16 protein-coding genes are annotated in these 18,691 nt (G+C 66.0%); 8 read left to right on the forward strand and 8 right to left on the reverse strand.

The features are described 5' to 3' along the window. Nucleotides 1–900 precede the first annotated feature (900 nt). Nucleotides 901–1,578 carry a 4a-hydroxytetrahydrobiopterin dehydratase gene (locus tag ABN034_RS32545; RefSeq protein ID WP_349694795.1) on the reverse strand — a complete coding sequence of 226 codons (678 nt, stop codon included), beginning with the start codon at nt 1,576–1,578 and terminating at the stop codon, nt 901–903. 402 nt (nt 1,579–1,980) lie between these two features. On the opposite strand from ABN034_RS32545, the gene ABN034_RS32550 reads away from it, so the two are divergent. Next, entirely contained in the window at nt 1,981–2,814 is an 834-nt protein-coding gene (locus ABN034_RS32550) for an arylamine N-acetyltransferase family protein (RefSeq protein WP_349694796.1), read from the forward strand. 118 nt (nt 2,815–2,932) lie between these two features. Here ABN034_RS32550 and ABN034_RS32555 read toward each other — a convergent pair whose 3' ends face one another. Continuing rightward, a complete protein-coding gene (locus tag ABN034_RS32555; RefSeq protein WP_349694797.1) occupies nt 2,933–3,742 on the reverse strand; it encodes a phytanoyl-CoA dioxygenase family protein in 810 nt (269 codons plus the stop codon). A gap of 132 nt (nt 3,743–3,874) precedes the next feature. Beyond that, complete coding sequence (locus ABN034_RS32560) at nt 3,875–4,741, reverse strand: FTR1 family iron permease (RefSeq protein ID WP_349694798.1); 867 nt, start codon at nt 4,739–4,741, stop codon at nt 3,875–3,877. Nucleotides 4,742–4,882: 141 nt separating this feature from the next. On the opposite strand from ABN034_RS32560, the gene ABN034_RS32565 reads away from it, so the two are divergent. From ABN034_RS32565 to ABN034_RS32575, 3 genes are read left to right on the forward strand one after another with little or no spacing between them, the layout of a single operon-like run. Then, entirely contained in the window at nt 4,883–5,035 is a 153-nt protein-coding gene (locus ABN034_RS32565) for a hypothetical protein (protein ID WP_349694799.1), read from the forward strand. A 35-nt stretch (nt 5,036–5,070) separates the two neighbouring features. Then, nucleotides 5,071–5,574: a DUF1254 domain-containing protein gene (locus ABN034_RS32570; protein ID WP_349694800.1), complete on the forward strand. Its 504-nt coding sequence runs from the start codon at nt 5,071–5,073 to the stop codon at nt 5,572–5,574. After that, entirely contained in the window at nt 5,564–5,743 is a 180-nt protein-coding gene (locus ABN034_RS32575) for a helix-turn-helix transcriptional regulator (RefSeq protein ID WP_349694801.1), read from the forward strand. The genes ABN034_RS32570 and ABN034_RS32575 overlap by 11 nt, the downstream gene beginning before the upstream one ends. A 219-nt stretch (nt 5,744–5,962) precedes the next feature. Here ABN034_RS32575 and ABN034_RS32580 read toward each other — a convergent pair whose 3' ends face one another. The 3 genes from ABN034_RS32580 to rph all read right to left on the reverse strand — a co-directional run bounded on the left by ABN034_RS32580 (nt 5,963) and on the right by rph (nt 10,487). After that, nucleotides 5,963–6,145 (reverse strand): hypothetical protein, encoded by a 183-nt coding sequence (locus ABN034_RS32580; RefSeq protein ID WP_349694802.1) that lies wholly within the window; start codon nt 6,143–6,145, stop codon nt 5,963–5,965. A 134-nt stretch (nt 6,146–6,279) separates the two neighbouring features. Continuing rightward, nucleotides 6,280–7,734, reverse strand: a complete 1,455-nt coding sequence (locus ABN034_RS32585; protein WP_349694803.1) for a serine hydrolase domain-containing protein — start codon at nt 7,732–7,734, stop codon at nt 6,280–6,282. Nucleotides 7,735–7,844: 110 nt separating this feature from the next. Next, a complete protein-coding gene (rph, locus tag ABN034_RS32590) occupies nt 7,845–10,487 on the reverse strand; it encodes a rifamycin-inactivating phosphotransferase (protein WP_349694804.1) in 2,643 nt (880 codons plus the stop codon). A gap of 135 nt (nt 10,488–10,622) precedes the next feature. Between rph and ABN034_RS32595 the strand changes: the two genes are divergently transcribed. Next, nucleotides 10,623–11,288, forward strand: coding sequence for a TetR/AcrR family transcriptional regulator (locus tag ABN034_RS32595; RefSeq protein ID WP_349694805.1), 666 nt, complete (start codon nt 10,623–10,625; stop codon nt 11,286–11,288). Between the two features lie 110 nt (nt 11,289–11,398). Here ABN034_RS32595 and ABN034_RS32600 read toward each other — a convergent pair whose 3' ends face one another. Both ABN034_RS32600 and ABN034_RS32605 read right to left on the reverse strand, forming a co-directional pair. Next, complete coding sequence (locus tag ABN034_RS32600; RefSeq protein ID WP_349694806.1) at nt 11,399–12,832, reverse strand: sulfatase-like hydrolase/transferase; 1,434 nt, start codon at nt 12,830–12,832, stop codon at nt 11,399–11,401. Between the two features lie 18 nt (nt 12,833–12,850). After that, on the reverse strand, nt 12,851–14,848 hold the full coding sequence (locus ABN034_RS32605) for an ABC transporter substrate-binding protein (protein WP_349694807.1): 1,998 nt from the start codon (nt 14,846–14,848) through the stop codon (nt 12,851–12,853). Between the two features lie 246 nt (nt 14,849–15,094). Here ABN034_RS32605 and ABN034_RS32610 point away from each other — a divergent pair, with 246 nt between their 5' ends. The 3 genes from ABN034_RS32610 to ABN034_RS32620 form a co-directional block, all read left to right on the forward strand. Continuing rightward, on the forward strand, nt 15,095–16,684 hold the full coding sequence (locus tag ABN034_RS32610; RefSeq protein ID WP_349694808.1) for an alkaline phosphatase D family protein: 1,590 nt from the start codon (nt 15,095–15,097) through the stop codon (nt 16,682–16,684). Between the two features lie 82 nt (nt 16,685–16,766). Next, nucleotides 16,767–18,020, forward strand: a complete 1,254-nt coding sequence (locus ABN034_RS32615; protein WP_349694809.1) for a BNR-4 repeat-containing protein — start codon at nt 16,767–16,769, stop codon at nt 18,018–18,020. A 474-nt stretch (nt 18,021–18,494) separates the two neighbouring features. Continuing rightward, a partial coding sequence (locus ABN034_RS32620) for a hypothetical protein (RefSeq protein ID WP_349694810.1) occupies nt 18,495–18,691 on the forward strand: 197 nt, incomplete at its 3' end.

Genomic DNA, 18,691 nt, shown 5'->3' on the forward strand with positions numbered 1-18,691 from the left:
GGAATGATGAAAAAGAGCGCGGAACGCCATGAACGCCACATCGGCTGCGTTGCGTGCCGATGGTGATGTGTGCCCATAGAGCGGAGGCTCCTTTGCCGGCCGGGGAGACAGGCGGCGCAAACCTGCGTCGAGCGCTGCGCGCCGATGCTACCGGCCGTGCCCGCCCGTGAATAACAGCACGAAGGCAACTTCCCACCTCGCCCGCCGGTCGCTCACGTGATAATGGCGAACAGCGCCTGCCCATTAGGGCTGTGACCCGGCAAAAGGGCGCGAAGTGTGCGGCGGGATCCCGAGGTCGAGCAGGAGTACACGGACGTGTGACGTAGATCCGCACTGGCCAACGCCCGCCACGCGTCCGTCGGATGAGGTCGATGCTGGCATTTATCCCTGCCACGTCATCGTCCAGGTGGTCACGGATAAGCGCGCTGGCTCGGATGTCGTTGAGGTCAGCTCGGTGGGGCGATCCACCGAAGGCATCTCGCTATGGAGCCGATGCAGCACGTCAAGGTCGCCTAGGTCCGGGAGCATCATGCCGAGCACCACCACGTCAGGCCGGATCTCCCGCGCCGCCTGCAGGCCAACCCGCGCCATCACTCGCGCAACGCACGTCCCAGCCCTCATGCCGCAGGGCCATCAACAACAGGTCCGTCAGACTCGAGTCGTCGTCGACGACCAACACCCGGACCGGATCACCATTCGGGCGCCGGAGGACGTGAACTCCCCGACCAGACCGGGCTCGCTGCCGGCCCGGGAGGATGGATCGGAGTGGCACTCATACGCGCAGCCTGACAACCGATCCTGTGCCAAACATCAGACTCGGCTGTGAGCAACCTGTGAGATCACGCACCGCGTCTGGACGATTCCGCCAGTGATACCGGCGGACCAGCGATTCCGTTCATTTCAAGCCCCGATGACTCCATCGGTCGGCTGCCACGTGCACACGCAGATCTTGTTGCCATCCGGATCTGAAAGCATCGCACCCTGGTCCCGCTTGACGAGCGTTCCGCCGGCCGCCAGGGCCGCGTCGACCCGAGGCTGCACCTGGTCCGGATCGACCCAGACGTCGAGATGCCAGCGCTGACGGGGCTCGTCGCTACCGGATTGTTGGAAGAAGATCAGCGGCAGTACCTGGTTCCGGTCACCCACATCGGCAAAGTCGTCGCCGCTGACGAGTTCCCTATCCAGCACCGCCGCCCAGAACGGCGCGATCTTCTCGTGGTCCGGGGTGTCCAGGGCGAGTTCGATACACGAGAGACTCCGGGACTCGAGCTCCGCGCCCGCGGCTGCGGCGATAGCGGAGATCCGGCGGGCAAGGCTCACGTCGCGTTCGGTTACCCCATGGGCCTCATAACCGCTGGTCAGCCTGACATCGACCCGGGACGGCCGTAGGTCGAGGTCGGCATGATGGTTCGTCTCCTCTGCGACCTGCCCGATCTCGTTGACGATCTTCAGACCGGCGCCGAAGCTCTCAGTCTTGATGCGTGTATGGAGCCTGAAGAGGCCGTAGTGGACAAGGAAAGCCCAGCCGCCGAGGCCAGCATCAATGATCTGCTGGCCAGTCATCGCCTTGGTGCTCACGGATCCACTCTCCAAACCTGCTGTCCAGTGCGGAGGTGTTCTCGGCACTGGCGGCACGATAGAAGCCGTTCCGGACGTTTCGCGTCCGGAGCCGCGAGAAGTCCTCATGCGGACATGGCAGGGGTCCATAGATCTCCGATTCAGCCGGTGCTTCCCGCCCGAACAACTGCTTCGGCACCTGGCCCACGACGCCATCCACGACCTGTTGCCGGCGCTCGTACGCAGCCTCCAGCACCTACCCAACGCCTCCCCACACTGGCGATGTGAGGCACTCCTCCACAGGAACCATGGCACCCAGGTCCTCAGCCTCCTGGACGTACTACCGGCCACGTTCACTCGATCGGTTGGCCACGGCCTCGGCGGCGCTGGTGCACCGGTGGGTTTCGCTGGTTCACTGGTGCCGTGACGACGGATCCGTGGCGGGTGGGCCACTTCGACCTGGACGGCTATCTGGCGCGGCTCGGGCTGCCCGCCCGGGTGCCGACCCGCGAAGCGTTGGACGAACTGCACGAGGCACACGTCCGCACCTTCACCTTCGACAACATCGACGTCCTGCTGCGGCAGCACCCCGGTGTCCACCTCGACGCACTCCAGGACAAGTTCGTCGACCGGGGCAGAGGCGGCTACTGTTTCGAACACTCGACGATCTTCGCCGCGGCGCTGGAGCGGCTGGGTTACCACGTACGCCGCCACCTCGGACGGGTGGGTGACCCGGCCGACGGCAGTCAGCAGGGCCGTACGCACATGGTGGTCGAGGTCGTGCTGGAAGGGCAGCGCCTGCTGTGCGACACGGGCTTCGGGATGAGCCTGCTGCGGCCGATTCCCCTCGTCGACGGTGCAGAAGACGACCACCTCGGCTGGCGTTATCGCGTCGACCGTCACGACGGAGCATGGGCGATGCGGCGCTGGCGTGACGAGGGCTGGCTGATGATGCACACCACCGACGAGCTGCCGGTGCTTCCCATCGATCCCGTGATCGGGCACCACTACACGAGTACACATCCATCGTCGCACTTCACGCGTACGCTCGTGCTCGCCCGCCACCTCCCCGGCCGGCACGTCACCGTCACGCACGAGGCGGTCACCGTACGCCGGGCCGACGCGCCGACCGAACACCGTCCGCTGGGCGATGGCGAGCTCGCCGAGTGGCTGCGACTCCTCGAGGTTCCCCTCACCGAGGACGAGGAGCAGCGCCTTCTGGACCGGGTCGCGGCCCTGCAGGTCGTCCGAACCTGACCGCAGCGCACCCGCTGGCGTGCGCTACCCGCGTCCCCGCCCTAGCGAGATCTCCCCGGCCCGTGCCGCGCGACCTGTGCCGCGCGGGCCCGCTCGGGCCGCGCCCGCCCGTACGCTGCTACTCGGTGGGGAACGCCTGGTCGCCCTCACGGCGCTCGCGGTATCCCGAGACCATGACGCCGGGTCGTCCGAGCGACTGACCGTCGGACTGGCGATTGTGCGGGTGCCGGTAGCCCATCCGTACCAGGCGCCGCGGCTGCGACGACCGGTTGATGTCCGACCCGTGCACGGTGTTGATGCTCATCAGGACGACGTCACCGGCCTTCGCCGGCACCGCCACCGTGTCGGCCAGCCGGTAGTCCTCCATCGGCAGGTGCGGCGAACACGGACCGTCCGCAGTCTCGGTGATGTGCTGCAGCGGCCCACCACGATGCGAACCTTCGAGGAACCGGATCTCGCCGTTCTCGCTGTTCGTGTCGTCCAGGTGCACGAGCACATCGACGTAGCGGCCGTCGTCGTGCTTGTAGAACGGATGGTCCTGGTGCATCGGGAACGGCATCCCCGTCTCGGGGACCTTCACGTGCATCGTCGTGTGATGGAACTCCACGTCCGGGCCCAGCACCTTCGCCAGGACGTCGACCAGCCTCGGGTGCATGATCGCCCGTGCCCAGGCCACCGAGTAGTACTGCAGGTCGTGCATGCCGGCGAACTTGCCCGCCCGCTCGGTCTTCTCGTCCATGTACGCCTGCCGCCACGGCCCCGTCCAGGCCGAGTCGCGGTTGGCCCACTCGTCGATCAGCCGGTCGAGCTCCCGCCTCAGCTCGGCGGTCTCCTCCGAGCTGAACACCTGAGGAACCCGCAGGTAGCCCCGGTGCCAGAAGGAGTCCGCATCGCTGTCTGTCAGCACCTGCCCGACGGTCGTGGTCATCCCGACGCCTCCAGTTCAGTACCGCCACCGTGCCTGTCCAGGCCGGACGTGATCGCCAGACAGGGCGATCTTCGCTCCACCGTACATTTTCCGCGGACATGGTCGAGCCCGCCGCCCGGTGGCACCACGTCCCTAGTGTCCTGAGCCGGACGTCCGGGTCGCCTGCCTCTGCTGGGCCGCCGCAGCCTCACGCTGGGGCGAACGGAGGAAGAGGTAGGTGACCGTGATGGCGTAGCCGAGATAGGCGACAACCTGCTCGATCGAGGGCCGCGGGTCCCAGCCGAACATCGCGCCGAGGAACTTGCCGACCTCGGTGTCGACGGTCAGCCACGCGTATCCGGTCAGGTCGTAGACGTTGTTCCAGGTAAGGAAAAGGTCACCGGACGCCTGCAGGAACATCACCGTGCGAGACAGCAGACCCGCGGCGAACAGGACGAGCATCATGCCGGTGATCTTGAAGAACTGGGCCATCGGCAACCGCAGGCCGCCCAACACGACGAGATACGCGGCGGCGGCCGCGATCGCAAGGCCGAGGAGACCGCCGGTCAACACCAGGCCGCCGGAGTCGGTGGTGGCGGCCGCGATCAGGAACAGAGCTGCCTCGAGACCCTCCCGGACGACGGCGAAGAACGCCGCAAGACCCACCGCCCACCAGATGCCCTGCCCCCTGGATGCGGCGAGGTCGATGCTGTGCTGGAGCTCGCCCCTGATGGCGCGGGAGTGCCGGCGCATCCAGAAGACCATCCAGGTGAGTACGAACACCGCCGCCACGGAGATCGCCGCGAACGCGCGCAGTCGAGCGGCCCCCTCCAGGCCCTCGAGGGTGCCGTGGATCAGCACACCCGCGAGCACCGACAGGGCGGCCGCCCCGCCGACGCCGAGCCACATCGGCCGCATCAGCTCCGGTCGGTCGATCTTGCGGATGTAGGCGTAGATGATCGCCACGACGAGGGCTGCCTCGAAGCCCTCGCGGAGCATGATCAGGAACGAAGCCAGCACGGTGGCGCGTCTCCTTCCCGCAACGACCGCGAACGGGCGACAGGGGCCACATGCCCGTCCACTGGCACAGGTTAGCTGAGCCTAAGCTCATCGAGGACGGAGGACGCCGGATCGGCCGTCAGGTCGGCGATCATGTCTGGCATGAACGGCTTGCGGTTGTCGGGCCTTGCCGGCGGTCTCCCGGAAGGAGTGCACCGTACGGCGACCGCTCCCAGCCCCTGGATCCTGGTCGCCGGCCGCACCCTCGTGGAAGGCTGGCCGCCGTTCACGCACTGCAGGACCAGTACCGGCTGACTCCACTCCACCTGTTCGGCAATGAGGGCGCCATCGTGCCGGACCGTCGCGATGTGCTGGAACCAGTCGATCCGGCGCGGGATCCGCTCGGGTCGTGGAAGACGCTGAACGCGATGCTTACCGAGAATCCCCCTCCGAAGCACCACGAGATCCTGCTCCGGCAGTTCGCGGACATCGGCGTCGGGCCCGGGCTCGATGTCGAGGCTCAGCCGGAATCTGTCAAGCAGGGCCTGATCGACGCCTCCGCCGCGGGCACGCCCATGCTCGAACAGCAGCTGCTCAGCGGGGACTGGGCCAACATGATCAACGGTTGGCGCTACCCACCGCCGCAGATGGGACACTTCGGGGACGACTTCGTCAAGCGGGCAGCAGAGCAGGCCCTGTTCGGTGTCTGCGCGAACAATCTCGAGGAGGCGATATACCTTGTCGCTTTCCACGACGCCGAGGACGAAACGCTGTCGACCGGCAGATCTGCACCAGCAGTCTTGCTCCCACACGGCCTTCGCCTCGCCATGTCGGTGCCGGCGCGTGACAGGTAACCAGACCGATCAGGTCCTTTCTCGGCTTCGCCAAGTCCGGGACAGGATCGACCGAGACTACGCACAGCCGCTGAACGTCGAGGCGCTCGCCCGCGGGGTGCACATCTCGGCCGGGCACCTCGGCCGCGGGCTCAAACGCGCCTTCGGCGAGTCGCCGTACGTGATCTGATGACCCGGCGGATCGAACGGGCGATGGCCCTCCTACGTCGGGCGACCTGAGCGTCACCGACGCCTGCTTCGCGGTCGGCTGCTCCTCGCTGGGCACATTCAGCACCCGCATCACCACGCTGGTCGGCGTACCACCAAGCGTCTGTCGGCGCGAAGCTGCCCAGACTTTCTACCTGCCGCGTGTTCCCTGGGTCCAGGCCAGTGTCGACACAACACACCGTCACCAGCCCAGACGACGGTCCACAATGCGCGTCAACTCTTCCGCGCTGGGGGGCACCGCGAACGTCTCTTCGCCCTCCAGGCCATCCACCATGACGTGGAAGTAAGTTCCTTCATCTTCTACGGACTCGACAATGACGACTTCATGCGAATCGACTCGATAAGTTGCTACTACCCGGTCCACAAGGCCAACCTCGTTCGATTGCCTGCGCTACAACGGATACCCCAGGAGCCAAGCATCATGCGACACAGCCACCGCCTTCTGCTCGGCCATCGGGTTCTGACGCCACCAGGGGCGCGGCGGTGAGTGTCCTTACGTCAACGTCCGGTACGTACGGCGCGGTGCGAGCGGAGTGGACCTCCGTGCAGCGGAGTCGTGCGCCATCGGGCGGTGAACGTACGACTCGCCAGCGAACACGTCACGACCAGACGGTGGGGCGTCTCCAGGAACACCACCTCGACGGTCAACGTGTCGTGGTCGGTCCATCCGCCAGACAACGCCGTCGGAACGGGTGCGTCGGGGCCCGCATCCACGCACCAGCCCGGCGCGTCTGTCGCGTTCAGCCGCAGCTCGACCGTCCCGCCGTCCTCGACCAACGAAACGCGCCAACCCTCGCCCTCTCCCGGCGCCACCACCACGCGAGAGAGGGTCGGCTGGTCCGCACACGCACCGCCGTCCGGTGCGAACTCCGCACCCGACCAGGTGCCGGGATCGGCAGGCGGCGCGGGCTTGCCCGGAGCGGTCGGAAGCTCGAGTCGGGACAGCCGCTGGGCCAGCGCCGCGTCCTCGCCGTCCCGGCCGCCGAGCGGCGCGGCGCCCAACGCCGGCACGAGGTGCTCCCACATCGCGTCCAAGAGGGCCTGCATGTCCACCGTCGCCGCGGTCATCGCAATAACCGCATCATGGTCGGGAAGGACGACGCAGAACTGGCCGTATGCCCCGTCACCTCGATACCCGTGCCGTGACATCCAGAACTGGAAGCCGTAACCGCGTTGCCAGTCCGGATTAGGCTCGCCGGCGTTCGACACGTGCGATCGCGTCGCCTCGGCAACCCACGCGGCCGGAAGCACCTGCCTGCCTTCCCACACTCCGCCTTGCAGGTAGAGCAGGCCGAGCCGGGCGATCGCGTCGGTGGTGGCGTGCAGACCGGAGAAGCCGATGTCGCGGCCGGCGGGGTGCTGTCGCCACACCACCTCGCCGATGCCGAGCGGATCGAACAGCCGGGGCCGGAGATACTCCGTCAATGTCTGGCCGGTCACCTTTTGAACGATCGTGGCAAGGGAGTACGTCGCGGGCTGGTTGTAGGCGAAGACCGTGCCGGGTTCACGATCCGGCGGAAGCAGCAGGAAGCCGCGCACGATCTCATCCGGATCGAGAGCCGCGGCCCGTTCCATCGTCTCGGCAACGTGGCCGCTGGCCATCGATGCGACGTGCCGCACGAGCATGGCGCGGCTGCGCGGATCGGTGATCTCGGCCTCGAACTCGGGGAAGTACGAGACCACGGGGTCGTCGAGGCGCACGAGTCCCTCGGCAACGGCAAAGCCGGCCGCCGTGGAGGTGAAGCTCTTGCTGAGGGAATAGAGCAGGTGCAGCCGGTCGGGCGAGTACGGAGCCCACCAGCCCGAGGCGACGACGTGGCCATGACGCAAGACCATCAGACTATGGGGTTCGATGGCCGGCGCCGCCTCGATGGCGTCGAGGAACGTGCCGATGCCACAGGCATCGACTCCCTGTGCGGCCGGCGAACTGGCAGGCAGTGGGTAGACACTCACGTGGTGATCCTCGCGTTCGCGCCGGGTCGGCTGCTGTGTGCATGAGCCGAGGTTGGACTGAAATCGTTCCCAGACAGTTTGGCCGACGTCCAGGCCGTGTCCGCTATACGTCACGCATCAGCACTGCCCGCCCCTGCCAGTACGGAGCGTCGACCGCGGGGAAGGATCTCGACGTAGCCGTCGGTTCCGTTCACCCGGATCCGCTGCCCGTCCTGGATCCGTTGCGTGGCGTTCTCCACCCCGACGACGGCCGGCAGGCCGTACTCCCGTGCGATCACCGCGCCATGGGTCATCAGGCCCCCGACCTCGGTCACCAGCCCCGTGACCGCGACGAACAGGGGCGACCAGCTGGGGTCCGTGTAGGCCGTGACCAGGATGTCGCCCGGTTCGAGATCGGCCTTCGCGATGTCCAGGACGACGCGGGCCCGCCCTTCGATGGTCCCGGCGGAGACCGGCAGACCGACCAGCGCACCGGTAGGCATGTCGTCGCGTCGGTAGGTTCCGGCGATCGCCTCACCGTCGGATGTGAGCACCCGCGGTGGTGTGAGCGCCTCGTATGACCTGAACGCATCCCTGCGTCGACGGATGAGCTCGTGATCGACCTGGTTCGTACGCACGACGTCGTGAAGCTCCTGGAACCTCAGGAAGAAGATGTCTTCCTTCTCACGGAGCACGTCTGCCTGCACGAGGCGCTCGGCCTCGTCCAGCAAGGCCTGCTTGTAGACGAAGTAGCGGCTGACGATGCCGTACTTCGGATACTCCCGGTACCCGGTGAAGGTCCGGACGCGATCGATCATCCGCTTGGTTTCCTCGGCCTTCCGATCCCCGTCGGGCAGGGCTCGCAGGCGCTCCAGCAGTTCCCGTTCCTTCTTGATGGCTTCCTGGCGCCCTTGCTCGAAGCGGCGCTTACCGGCGCCCAATTCGAAGTTCTCGATGTTGGAGCGGATCACGGGTAGGAGCGTGGCGGGTCGCTCGGCCCAACGCGGCCTGGTGATGTCGATCTCGCCGACGCAGCGCATGCCGTACCTGTCGAGGTAGGCCCAGATGGCGTCTCGTGCTTCCTGCCCGCCCGCAAACGTGGTCAGCTCGTCCAGGAAGCCCTCGTCGTCCCCGACATCGTGCAGGAACGCGACGACTTCTGGATGCGGGCGGATCACGTCCGCGACGTCGAGGAGCGAAAGCCCCATCTCCGACGTGACGTTGTGGGGGACGGACTGTGTGAGCGTGTCGGCCGCGTTCTTCTCGCCCAGCCAGTCCTGCAGTTGCTCGTTGAGCCACCACGTCGCTTGCATCGCCGCCATGATCACCTGATGGCTTTGCGGATCGAACAGGATCCGTCTCAGCTCCTGGATGTCCGCCAGGATGAAGTCGAGCAACGCACTTCCGGACTTCGTGCGGATGTCGCGTTTCACCGCGGCAATGGAAGCCTCGCTGCGCTTGATCAGCTCGGTGACGAGGGCCGGATCGGTTTCGATCGTGGCTGGCGCGACGCCGGGGACCGGCTCGACGGGACCCTCGTCCGGGAGCGATGGGATGAAGCCGTCGCGTTCGAGGATGGTCTGCAGCGCGTCCCTGATCAGCGGATCGCCTCTCCCCAGGACATCCAGGAGGCCGGCACGACTCGCGGGCGAAGCCAGGCGCTCGGTGACGTCGACGAACAGCCTCCCGGCGGCCTCGTGCATCGGCGGGAGGGCGGTCAGCTGCCAGAAGGCGATCCCCAGAGGCTTCATGGGATCGGTCATCATCTGCCCGTGACCGACGGAGACGTAGACGTGGTTCTCTTCGTCGTCGGCTGCAGGGATGGGGAACAGCGTGGTGATCGGCCGACTCTGGACGATCTGGAAGCCGTCGTCGACCAGGCACCATTCGATGTCCTGAGGGCAGCCGAAGTGCGCTTCGATCCGCCGGCCCAGCTGCGCGAGCCGCACGACCTGCGCGTCGGTCAGCGCCGGCTCGTCCTGCTGTGCCGGCCCGATCGAGTGTTCCTGTGTCCCACCTGCCGGTGAGGCGACGATGGCCCGCTGCTTGGTGGCGACCGCCTTGGCCACGATGTCCCCGTCGCGCACCTTGTAGACGTCGGCGTTCACCAGGCCGGAGACCAGGGCCTCGCCGAGGCCGAAGCTGGCCTCCACGAAGGTGACCTTCCGGTTGGACGTCACGGGGTCGGCCGTGAAGAGGACGCCCGCCGCTTGCGGGAAGACCATCTGCTGCACGACCACGGCCATGTCGACCTGCCGGTGGTCGAAGCCGTTTCGCAGGCGGTAGGTCACGGCCCGCTCGGTGAACAGCGAGGCCCAGCACCGGCTGATGTGCTGGAGGATTGCCGCCGGCCCCACCACGTTCAGGTAGGTGTCCTGCTGGCCTGCGAAGGAGGCCGCTGGCAGGTCTTCCGCCGTCGCGCTCGATCGGACGGCGTAGGCGGCTTCCGCACCGAACCGGGCGAGTGCACGGGTGATCGCCGCCGCCAGATCGGCAGGGATGACGATCCCTTCGATGGTCCGTCGGATCTCCGCGCTGCGCGTGCGGATCGCCTCCCGGTCGTCCGGGTTCAGGCGCGACAACCGATCCAGCCGATCGTCGATCGACGGCACGTCCTCCTTGATTCGCCGGAAGGCGTCCGTCGTCACGCAAAAGCCAGCCGGCACGCGGATGCCTTCGATCCGCGACAGCTCTCCCAGGTGCGCGCCCTTGCCGCCGACCACCGCGATCTGCGTCTGGTCGGTCTCCTGGAGCCCGCGCACGTAGCTCCCCATCCGCTCACCTTCCCGTCGAGCCCTTCTCGGCTTCTCGCCTGTCGCTGACCCCTGCCGCACGAACTACGTGTTTGCGGCCGACCCCGGCATGTCGCTACAGTCACTGAATATCTACCGTCGCTAAAGGGTACAGCCATGTCAAGCGCCCAGACCGAAGGCCTCCGCGCACGCAAGAAGCGCGCCGCTCGAGAGAACATCGCCGCCACCGCCCGGCGACTGTTCGCCGAACGCGGCTTCGACGCCGTCACCGTCGCCGAGATCGCAGCCGCCGCAGATGTCTCGGAGAAAACGGTCTTCAACCACTTCCCGACGAAGGAGGACCTCGCGTTCGCCGGGCGCGAGGAGGGCCTCGAGCGGCTCGTTGCGGACATCACCGAACGTCCACCCGACGCCTCTGTCCTCGATGTCTTCCGTACGCTGACCACCACCGTGATTGACGACTTCGTCGCTCCCGGCAACGAGGACCTCCTCGCGGTGGCAAAGATCATCCGGCACAGCCGCACGCTGCAGGAACGCCTCACCGTGGGGTGGGAGTCGGGGGCCGCGGCCATCACCGCCGCGATCGCCGAGACGACAGGCGCGGCTGACGACGACCTTGTGCCCCGAATCGTCGCCCGCACGCTGTGGTGGACGCACCGGTCGATCTTCCTCGTCGCGCTGCACGGCTTGCTCGCCGAAGAGGACCGCGAGCAGCTCGTCGTCCGGCTCCGCATCACCGCTGACCGGGCCTACGACCAGCTCGCCAGCGGGCTGGGAGAGTACGGCAGGGCGGGGGCGGCCGATCCAGAAAGGACCGTCTGAGCGGGCCTTTCGTGAGGTCGGCGACACACGTTCAACCGCCACGCGCTCAGGCACGCGTGCGTCGGATCTGGTTCGGAACTGGCCCCCGCGGTTCCTCGGCGGCCCAATGGCTAATGGATTCCGCGTTGGTTGGAGAGCTCACGGTTGGGGGTCGCTGTGTAGGAGAACCCGGTTAGGCCGACCAACTCCTCGCCAGCTATCCAGTCCAGATCGGCGCCGTAGAGCTGGGATACCAGCAACTCGAGCAGATGCTCACGGACGTCGACGTGGTCGGGGGAAGGAGCAAGGTCGATCAGTTCGTGCGGATCTGCCTCGACGTCGAACAGCTGCACCCGGTTGCCGGCCGGATAGTAGATCAGCTTGAAACGTCCGTCATGCAGCATCCGGGTCGCATCCGGGCCCTCGCAGCACTCGCCGTACAACCACTCGCGGCGGCGATCACCCACCATGCATCGCCCCTCGACACCGGCCGGTACGTCGATGCCAGCCAGCTCGAGCAGGGTCGGCATGACGTCCTGGAGACCGACCAGCCGGTCGTCGACAGACCCCTGCCGGACACGGCCGTCCCCAGCGGGTGCGGAGAGGATCATCGGGATGTTCGCCGAACCCTCATAGAACACCGACTTCGCCCACATCCGGTGGTCGCCGAGCATGTCGCCATGGTCAGAGGTGAAGAGAATGACCGTATCCCCGAGCAACCCCTCTTCACGGAGCGTGCCGACGACCACCCGCAGCTGATGGTCGATGTGGGTGCACAGTGCGTAGAACGCCCGACGGGCCATCCGCACCTCGTGCTCCCCGAATCCCACTGGCCGGCGCCGATCGGCGAGCGCCTGCAGAGCGTACGGCAGCTGCGAGTCGCGCCGCGCCCACTCCCCACACACCGGATCGTCGATGTCGACACCGTCGTACATCTGCAGGTAGTCGCGCAGCGGGGCCAGCGGTGGATGTGGATGCATGTGGGACAGGTACCAGAACGCCGGTCTGGTCGGATCGCGCCGCTTGATCATCCGACACATCTGCCGGGTCGCCCAGGTCGTCACGTGGCAGTCCTCAGGCAGGTGCCACGGGCGGGAGACGTACTGGTTGTTGCTCAGTCCGTGACCGAACTGCTCACCAGGAAACCCGCGGTCGGTGAGGAACTGCTCGTAGTCGTCGGTCACCCCCCACTGCGTACGCCCCTCCTCGTTGAGCACCACATCGTCAAATCCGATCCGACTCCGCTGCGGGAACACGTGCATCTTGCCTACGGCGTACGCCTGGTACCCCGAGTCGCGGAACGTCTGCGCAAGCGTCGGCAGATCAGGCATCAGACCAGCCTGATCCATGATCCGGTCTCCGTGGGAACGTGCGGTGGCCCCGGTCATCAACGTACGGCGCGCTGGCACACACATCGGGCACTCGCTGTAGGCGCGCGAGAAGCGAACGCCGCCCTGGGCCAGTGTGTCCAAAGTTGGCGTCTGGATCACCTCGTGGCCGGCAGCACCCAGCAGCCTGCCCGGCCAGTGGTCCACCATGACGAGGAGAACGTTGGGACGCTCCATCCGGTCCAGGCCCACTTCCTATGTTGATGTGACGAAGTACTGCTCCGGCCGGCTCGGTCCTGGAGTTGGATACAGCCATGCGTCCGCCATTGAACGCGGCACGTTGTGGAAGCCATTTCCCACGATCCCGTAGCCCTGCGCTACCTGCAAGGTTCCGATCACGTAGAACTGCTCCTTGCTGATCTGCAGAACCTTCCGGAAGATGGTCCGTTGCTCGGCCTCGTCGGATGTCGTGAGCATGTCGTTGTAGAGCTGTAGCTGGCGCCGGACGACAGCAGGCGGCTCCTCCCCTGCCTTTCCACCGGACAGATACCAGTCCGCCCACGCGATCGCATACCTGGAACCTACGTTGTACGGCAGATAGTGATGTCCTGACAGGAGGGCGTCGATGTCGAGGCCACCGGGGCCCGTCCAGACCGCCGCATCGTGTTCGTTGGCGGTGACCCGTTCCGTCCAGAGGGTCCGGTCCTCGTTGGTGATACTGATGTCGATCCCCACCGCCGCCCAGTACCCCTTGACGAGTTCCATCGCGGACACCCAGGTGTCCTTGACGGTCGGATTCGCGACTTCGACGTTGAACGATACGCGCTCCCCGTCGGGACGGAGCCGGAATCCGTCCCCGTCTCGCTCCGTCAGTCCAGCCCTGTCGAGGTGGTCGTTTGCCAACCCCTCGTCGTACTCGGTGTACTGCTTCGCAAGCTCCTCGTCGAAGAAGGCCGACTCGCGACGCGGGGCGGCCTGCCATGGCTCACCCTGACGCTGGAGGACCGCGGTATTCAACTCGTTCCGGTTGATGGCGTGCGAAAGCCCGATGCGGAAGTCCTTCTTCTGGAAGATCTCACGCAACCGGGCATCCTTGTGCGTGAGATTGACCATGATGATCATCTCGTTCATCTCGCTCGGCACCAGGTCGATGAACTGGTAGCCGCCCCGGTCGCGCCCGCGTGCCAGAACTGGTTTGTTCTTCAGGCTGTTGAAGTGCCGCGTGTGCATGTTCAGCTCGCCCGCGGTCGCCTTCAACAGCATCACCTCGGCGTCCTTGACGACGTCGTACGTCACCCTGTCGAGGTAGGGAAGCTGACTCCCCTCGGGATCGGTCTTCCAGTAGTAGGGATTGCGCTCGGCCACCACCCGGGTGCCGGTGCCCAGGCCCCTGGTGAGGCGCCACGCGAAGAGCGAGGGAAGTTCGGCGTTGGACCAGACGGAGCCCTTGTCCAGCAGGAAGAAGTCACCCCACGACGCGGCGCCCGACTCCTTGACCAGGCCCTCGACATCGGAGGCGTACTTCTGGTGGAACCGCTCGAGGTAGTGACGGGGATACGCGGTGAGCCAGCGGCCGCCGTCGGGAGTCGCGAGTTCCTGCAGAAAGGTTCCCTTCGGGCGGGAGAAGAGGAACCGCACCGTGTGGTCGTCGACTCGTTCGATCTCCGCCGGTCTGCTGTCGACCGACATGAACACAGGTGGCGGGCCCACCGGGAACAACTCTTCGTGCATGAGGACGTCTTCGAAGGCGAAAACGAGATCGTCCGTCGTGAACGACTCACCGTCGGACCACCGCATGCCCTTCCGCAGCTTGAACGTGTACTCCTTCCCGCCTTGGGCAACCTCGAAGGACTGGGCGATGTTCGGCATGACCTCGCGCCATCCCCGGTCCCATCCCACGAGGTAGTCATTGCCGATCGTCCGGTCCAACCACGGTGTGTCGGCCGGACCGAGCAACGCCGAGCTCCACGAGTGGCCGTACCCGCCTATCCGATCGACCGGATCGACGACGAGGGGTGCACTCGGCATCCGTTCGGCGACCGGGGGCAGGTCGCCCGCCCTGACCTGCTCGGCGAGCATCGGCGCCTCGCGGCCGTTCTTCCTCGCGGCGCCGTCGTTCGCCCGATCCTTGCTGGGCTTGGTCGAAAGCGCATCACACGCTGTGAGTCCGACTGCGGAGAGTGTCGCAGTACACCCAAGATGCAGGACGTCGCGTCGTGTCAACTCCCGGATTGCCGGGCCTTTGGAGCGCATACCCAACTCCATCCCGTGGTCGCCAGCCGCGTTCGTCCACGGCCGTTCGAGTGTCTGTGCCGCAGCCTACAACGAACGCATGTTTCGGTCGAGACCGTAAGGAAAGCATCTAGTTGACACCGATTCACTCCGCGCATAGCTTCGGCGATGATCGTGTCCACGGGGTTCTTCCACGGGAGACAAGGTATGTGGCCGCGTCGTCGACTCCTTCGTACGGCAGGTGTGACGGGTGCCTGGCTTGCATCGATGATGGCCAGCAACACTGGTCACGCCGAGACCCAACCTGTGGTCTTTCCTGACTATCCGTTCAAGCTTGGAGTCGCGTCCGGCGATCCGTTGCAGGACGGCGTCGTACTGTGGACCAAACTCGCTACGGAGCCCCTGGCAGCAGATGGCCACGGTGGAATCCCGCCCCTGCCGATACCCGTGCGCTGGGAGGTCGCCGAGGACGAGAGGTTCCGGCGGGTCGTCGCCCGTGGGGTCGAGCAGACGGGGCCGAACCTCGGACACTCGGTCCACGCGGAGGTCAGTGGGCTCCGCCCCGAGCGCAGCTACTTCTACCGTTTCCGCGCCGGCTCGGAAATCAGTCCCGTCGGTCGGACCCGAACGGCACCCGCCGCCCACAACCAGCCGGCAACACTGAGATTTGCGCAAGCGTCCTGCCAGCATGTCCCCCACGGGTTCTACACCGCCTACCAGCACATGGCCCAACAGGATCTCGACCTCGTTGTCTTTCTCGGCGACTACATCTACGAAGGACCGGCGCAGGGTTCCCTCGGGCGCGGACACCAACCGCCGATCGAGATCTCCGCCCTCGCGGAGTACCGCGTGCGGTACGGGCAGTACCGCTCCGAACCCGAACTTCAGGCCGTGCATGCGAGCTTCCCCTGGCTCGTCGTCTGGGACGATCACGAGCTGGACAGCGACTGGGCGGACGAGGTCCCGAGCGATGGTCAGCCGATCGCGGACTTCCTCCGTCGTCGGGCGGCGGCGTTCCAGGTCTACTACGAGTTCATGCCGCTCCGCTCGACATCGATCGCCCAAGGAATCGACCTGCAGCTGTTTCGTCGCATCCATTGGGGAAGGTTGGCGACGTTCCACCTGCTCGACACCCGTCAGTACCGCGACGCACAGGTGTGTGGAGGCGGCTTCGCCGACTGTCCCGAGGCGTTCGACCCCACCCGCTCGATCCTCGGTGCCGACCAGGAAAGCTGGCTGATCGACGGCTTCCAACGTTCGACGGCACGCTGGGACATTCTCGCTCAGCAGGTGGTCTTCGCCCGCCGTCTCGTCGAACGTGAGGGGATCCTGACGACGAGAATGGACGCGTGGGACGGGTACGTGGCCAGTCAGGAACGCATCACCGAAGGGTGGATCGATGCGGGCGTCCGCAACCCGATCGTCCTGTCCGGTGACGTACACGCCCACTGGGCAACCGATCTCAAGCTCGACTATCTGGATCCCGCGGCGGAGACCGTCGGCTCCGAACTCGTGACCACCTCGATCACCACCGACGGGAACGGTGAGGACAGTTTCGGCGACCACCCGATCTTCGCCGACAACCCGCACCTGCGCTTCTACACGAACCTTCGCGGATACGTCACGATCACCATCACACCCGAGCATCTGGCCGCCGACCTGCAATGCGTACGACGAGTGACCGAACCCGGTGCCGAGGTGTTCACCCGGGCCTCGTTCGTGGTCGACGACGGCGTACGCGGACTCCGGCAGACGCTGGACCGGCCGCCCACCCCCGATGAGGCGCGCAGACTGCCGGACAGAACTCGGGAGGAAGCGATAAGAGCACTCATCGCCAAGGAAACGGCTGATCCTTGATCGGCGAACTGGAAAGACCGGGCGTTCGTTTCGGCGGATTCGTTGGCGGTGGTGTGGTTTCCGTTGCCGAGTGGAGAGATACGTGACTGTGGATGACAAAGGCATGTCCGCACAGGCACTGCCGGTCGGCGGTGCGTGGTGCTGGTTCGGCGATCCGCGGGCGCTCCACCACGAAGGCAGGTACAAGCGTACGTTCGTGAGCTATATCAGTGACGCGGGCGATATCGTGATCGCGCAGTACGACCACGGCACCGGCGAACTTTCGACGTCCACGCTGATGAGCGGTTTCCCCAAAGACGATCACAACAACCCGGCGATCTGCGTGCGCCCCGATGGCCGGATCATGGCCTTCTGGACGGGTCACCAGTATCCCGGCGTACCGATCTACTACCGACGTTCGATGCTGGCCGAAGACATCACCGGCGGTTGGGAACCCGTCCGCGAGATCACCGACAACACCAGTGGCGACCGCCCCGGATTCACCTACCAGAATCTCGCCCAGCTCAGCAGGGAACCTGGCCGGCTCTTCGTGTTCTGGCGTGGCGGCAATTTCAATCCGACATTCTCCACCACCGTCGACGGCGAGACATGGACACCGGCGGCCACATTGATCAGCTCTCCCGGTGAACGCCCGTATGTGAAGGTGTTTTCGGACGGAACCGACACCATTCACTTCGCGTTCACCCAGGCACATCCCAACCGTGTGCGCACCAGCATCTACTACATGTACTACCGAGCCGGCAGCCTTCACCGCGCCGACGGGACACCGATCGGCGACCTGGGCGCCGCCATCCGGCCGGATCAGGCTGATCTGGTCTACGATGCCGCGACCGCCGGGCCCAAGGCTTGGATATGGGACATCGCCTGCGACTCCGCTGGCCGGCCGATTCTCGTCTACGCGACGTTTCCCTCCGACACCGACCACCGCTATCGGTATGCCCGCTGGGACAACGCAGGCTCGTGGGTGGACACCGAGATCACGGCTGCCGGAGATTCGATCAGTGCCGACGGCAACGAGCCCAACTATTCCGGCGGGATCTCCTTGGACCACGCCAACCCGTCGATGGTCCTGCTGTCCCGCCAGGAGCCGGGCGAGGGCGGCCGGCACGAGATCTCCCGCTGGACCACCACGGACCAAGGCGCCAGCTGGGATTCGGTGGCGATCACCTCGAACTCGCGGGAACTCAACGTACGCCCGATCAAGCCACACGGGATGCGCGGTGACGGCGCACTCAGTGTGCTCTGGATGGCTGGCGAGTACCCCAGCTACACGTCGTACCAGACCCGCATCATGGCGCTCGGCGAAGACGGCATGCCGTTCGCACTGTGCCGCTGACCGCTGCTGTAGCTGAGCCGGCTCGACGACTTCGAAGTGCTTCGACTGGTGTCGGCCCGTTCCGACCTGCCGGTTCATCCATCCTCGTGCTCGCCGGGCCGATCTCTCGCAGGTGGCCGGTTCCGGCCGTGTCTCGTCGCTCGCTCTCGCGACTCTGCCACGCAGTGGTCCGACGGGCTGACGTCCAATTTCGACGGATCTGAATCCTTCTCCGACCTCGATGAACTGGGCCCGAACAGGGACATCTCGGGCTAGCCCTTCAATTTCGCCGCACTCGGACCTCGACGTCGAGGTGGTGGATGCGGCGGGACGACTCCAACAGCGCGCACCTCACTGGCGGCAGGATGGCCCTCTGGTGTAGAAATAGCGAGCTTCTGAGGCTGGGGGGTCAATGTCTGAGTATCGTCATGCCGTTGATCAGCGATGTGCTCGCTATTCGAGGTCCCTCCCGGACCCGTCGGTCAAGGAAGCCATATGAACCAATCGTCGTCCAACCACGATGTGCTCCAGCACGGAGTGCAGCCACCTCAGAGCCAGACAAAGCGTGACCTTGCTGTCGTTGGTCTGGGGTATGTCGGCCTGCCGTTGGTCCGTGAGGGCTGCCGGGCGGGGCTTGGTGTCGTCGGGCTCGACGTCTCTGACCGGGTGATCGCCGGGCTGTCTTCGGGCCG

It is taken from the genome of Actinopolymorpha sp. B11F2 (genome assembly GCF_040195635.1).
Taxonomy (GTDB): domain Bacteria; phylum Actinomycetota; class Actinomycetes; order Propionibacteriales; family Actinopolymorphaceae; genus Thermasporomyces.